Here is a 4,222-nt window from a genome sequence, read left to right on the forward strand (position 1 = left end):
TGCAGGGCGGTGCTGTAGCTGGCAACGTGCTGCTGCAGCTCACGGACATGCAGGGAAGAACGGTGAAGGTGCAGTCCATCGCCCTCGCTGCCGGTACGTCTACCACGGCTACGATCAATCTTGATGGACTGTCTGCCGGTCAGTATCACCTCAAGGCATTGGCACAGGATGGCACGGTGAGCGAGACCATCACGCTCGTGAAGCACTAACCACAAAGCAGAAATACATCTATCCCAAAGCCCCCTGTTAGCAGCAGGGGGCTTTTTTGTCGACGACCCAACCAGCCCACCGCTTCAACGGCAGCTTTTCGAGATAGACCAGCCAGGGCTTTAGTCGTAGGACTTAACGCACCCAAGGAGCAGCCTACGTTGGTCAGGGCTTTTCCTAAAGTTCGGCCTGGACCGCAGTCGGAGACTGCGGCCAGCTGCGTTGGGTAGATACGTTACAGCGGGAGACCAGGAAGAGTGCTTCGTAGCAAGGTTTGGTGCTTTAAGAAAAACAGCTACCGGAAAGTATCTCTGACCTAAGTTCCCCCTTCGGGGCCAACCGAGCGAAGGCGAAGGTTGCGCGCGCAGCGCTGGGGCCGGGCCGGGGCCGCCACCGGGTGGAAGCAGGCGTTCGCCGAAAAAAGTTACCGTTCTGCTTCCATATTAAAATAACGTTAATATCTTTGGTAGTGTCTTTTGTACACATCCAGTATACCGGGCGGAAAACCAGCCTCATCATCCTTATTCCGCACAACCCTAAAACGAATTCTTGCTTATGAAACGATTGCTCCGCGCCGGCATCGGCCTGTTCCTGACCTTTGCCTGCTCGCTTTCCGCGCTTCAGGCCTCCGCACAAAACCTCCAGGCCGTCACCTTTTCCGGCAACCGCTCCGACTTCACTAATGCCGGGGCCGTGGTCTACAACGCCGGAAGCAACGTCGACTACTTCGTGACCTACGACGCCACCTATGTGTATTTTGGCGCCTTCCGCACCAATAACAATACCTGGGGGCAGTTCGATCACTTCACCATCTACCTCGACTCCGACCCCACCACCACGCCCACTACAGCCGGCAACGGCATGACCACGGGCGTGAACTGGGACGGCAACACGCCCAACCTGCCCTTCCGCGCCGATTACCGCATCGCCATCCGCCGCAACGGCAGCGGCGAAAGCTTCTACAGCACCAACAACGGCTCTTCCTGGTCCACCGGCGGCGCCAATGCCCAGGGCTGGAGCCAATGGACCAACGACTTCCAGAACGGCGCCCTCGAGGTGCGCGTGCCCTGGAGCCAGCTCGGAAGCCCTTCCGGCATCTACTTCACGCTGCACGCGTCCTTCAACGGCGGCTTCTTTGGGGGCGCACCTTCTGCCGTGAGCGGCACCACCCTCGGCTCCTACTTCGGCGGCGTCGGCGTATCGAGCGCCGGCTCCTCGCCCACGGCCGTCATCAACTCGCCCATTACCGGCGGGATCACCAACGGGGCACCCGCCTCCGGCGCCACCTACGGAAAGGTGACGGTCAGCAGCGGCTCCTTCGCGGCTGCCGGCAACTTCAACATTGCCCCGGGCGGCTCCATCACGGTCACCGGCGGCTCGCTCGATCTCTCCGGCCGCAGTATCAACATGGGTTCGGTAAGCAGCGCGGGCCCCACCTACACCGGTGGCGCCACCATCAACTACGGCGGCGGCACACTTACCACCTCCAACGCCACCACCTTCACCTTCCCGTCGGGGGCTTACATCACCGGCGGTGCCGGTAGCACCGATGCGAAGCTGGTGGTCAACAACGGCCTCTACCTCACCGGTACCTCCTTCACGCTCAACAGCGGCGCTACCCTGCAGCTCAACGCGGGCGGCTTCGTCAACAACAACGCCCCGACCTACGCCACCGGCTCCAACCTCGTCTACAACAGCGGTGGCACCTACGGTCGCAGCAACGAATGGAAGGCCACTTCGGGTGCCGGCTACCCGGCTAACGTCATCATCCAGAACGGCACCACGCTCAACCTGCTCGGCACCGGCTCCGCCGACCGCTCCATCTCCGGTAACCTGGAGCTGGGTAACGGCAGCACGGGGGGCTCGCTCGACATGGGCAGTATGAGCAACCCGCTCACCGTGGCCGGCAACGTCACCATCGGCGGCGCCTCCGCCACCGGCGGAACCCTGTCGCTCGGCACCAATATCGGCGGCGACATCAAGGTAGGCGGCAACTGGACGCGCTTCTCCGGCAACACCTTCACCGCCAACAACCGCGCAGTCTACTTCACCGGAAACGGCACCAACCTCATCAGTGGTCCGTTGGGCTCTACGAGCACGTTCTCCTACCTGATCAGCGAAAAGACGGGCGGCTCCATCCAGCTCGGTACCGATATGGCCATCACGGCCCCGACCGCGGGCACCACCGGGCTTACCCTCGTAAGCGCCGCCGGCCTCAACCTCGCGGGCTACGCGCTGAACTTCACCAACGCCACGGCGTCCAACATCCAGGTGCGCAACGGCGCGGTGAACATCACGAACGGTAGCATCAACATCGCCAACGCCACCAAAACGGTGACGAGCACCAACGGCGGCACGCTGGTACTTGGCAGCGATGTCACCCTTACGGCCTCCAGCGGCATCAACTTCGGCAGCAACCTTACTACGATCAACGGCATCTTCCGCCTCAACAGCGGCGGCTCGGTGCTGACCAACGCCCCGTTCTACGGCAACGGCAGCACGCTCCTATATAATACCGGCGGTGCCATCAGCAGCGGTCCCGAGTGGAGCGCCACCAGCGGTGCCGGCTATCCCTGGCACGTGACCGTACAGAACGGCAGCACCCTCAGCTTCAGCGGCAGCGGCAACCGCGGCCTCGCCGGCAACCTCACCCTCGGCAACGGCAGCACGGCCGGCTCACTCGATATGGGCAGCAGCACCGGCAAGCTGATCGTGAACGGCAACCTCCTGATTGGCGACAACAGCGCCGGCACCAGCACGCTCACGCTTTCGAGCGCCGCCGGCGGCGACCTCGACGTGTATGGCAACTGGACCCGCACGGCCCAAGGTGCGTTCAGCAACCCCGGCAACCGAACCGTTTCCTTCCTCGGCGGCGGCAACCATACCTTCAGCGCTTCCGGCGGCGGCAGCATCGCCAACATCGTGGTGAACAAGCCCGGCGGCAGCCTCACACTGCTCACGAACCTTTCCACCGGCGGCAGCCTCGCACTTACCGAAGGCTCCCTCGCCACCGGCAGCAATACGCTTACGATCGGCGGTACCCTGACCCGCAGCAACGGCAGCATCAGCGCCGGCGGTGGCACGGTAGCCTTTACCGGTAGCAGCGCCCAGGCGGTGCCCGCCGGCTCCTTTGCCAGCGCCATCGGCAGCCTGGTGATCAACAATGCAAGTGGCGTGACCTTCAGCGAGGACGTCAGCACCGGCGACCTGACCCTTACGGCAGGCACGCTCGGAATCGGCAGCAACGAGCTCACGATCACCGGCGCCATCAGCCGCACCTCGGGCAGCGTGGACGCCAGCAGCGGCACGATCGTCCTGAACGGATCGGTAGCCCAGTCGGTACCCGCCGATGCCTTCGGCAGCAGCGCCTTCAACCTCGAGGTCGACAACGCCGCCGGAGCCACCCTCAACAACGCCTTTACGGTGACCAACATCCTGCGCCTCATCAACGGCCAGCTGTCTGCCGGGGCACTGACGGTGGCCGACGCTGCGCTCATCAACCGCGGCAACGGGTCGCTGGCCAGCGCACCCACGTTCGGCGGCGCGATCGGCCTGGCCTATACCGGCTCCACCAACATCACTACGGGCTTCGAGCTTCCCGCGGGCAACATCGTGCAGAGCATCCTCATGAACGCGCCCGGCGCCGTGGTGACCCTCGACAAGACCGTGGTGCTTCCCAGCTCGCTTGCCCTCGTGGCGGGCATCCTCAACATCGCAGGCTTTGACCTCACGGTTAATGACGGGTTCATCGCCGGCGGCTCTTCCAACTCCTACGTGCGTACTTCCGGAGCGGGTGTGCTGACGATCAAGACCACTAATGCGGCCACCTTCCCCGTAGGCAACAGCACGTACAACCCGCTTGATCTTGCGGGCGGCCCTGCCCAGGACTGGAGCGTGCGGGTGGAAGACGCGATCACGGGTGTAACGAACCCGCATATTCCCAACATCGCCAAGGCCGTACAGCGCCAGTGGCATGTAACGCCGGCCACGGTGATGCCGGTGCCGGTACCGGGTG

At 63.4% G+C, this 4,222-nt stretch carries 2 protein-coding genes; both read left to right on the plus strand.

The genetic code is table 11. The features are described 5' to 3' along the window. The coding region (locus ABD937_RS23790; protein WP_345258586.1) for a T9SS type A sorting domain-containing protein at window positions 1-209 on the plus strand (209 nt) is incomplete at its 5' end. A 553-nt stretch (window positions 210-762) separates the two neighbouring features. Next, window positions 763-4,222 (plus strand): hypothetical protein (locus tag ABD937_RS23795; RefSeq protein WP_345258587.1); only part of this gene is annotated, 3,460 nt, incomplete at its 3' end.

It is taken from the genome of Flaviaestuariibacter amylovorans (assembly GCF_039541815.1).
Taxonomy (GTDB): domain Bacteria; phylum Bacteroidota; class Bacteroidia; order Chitinophagales; family Chitinophagaceae; genus Flavisolibacter; species Flavisolibacter amylovorans.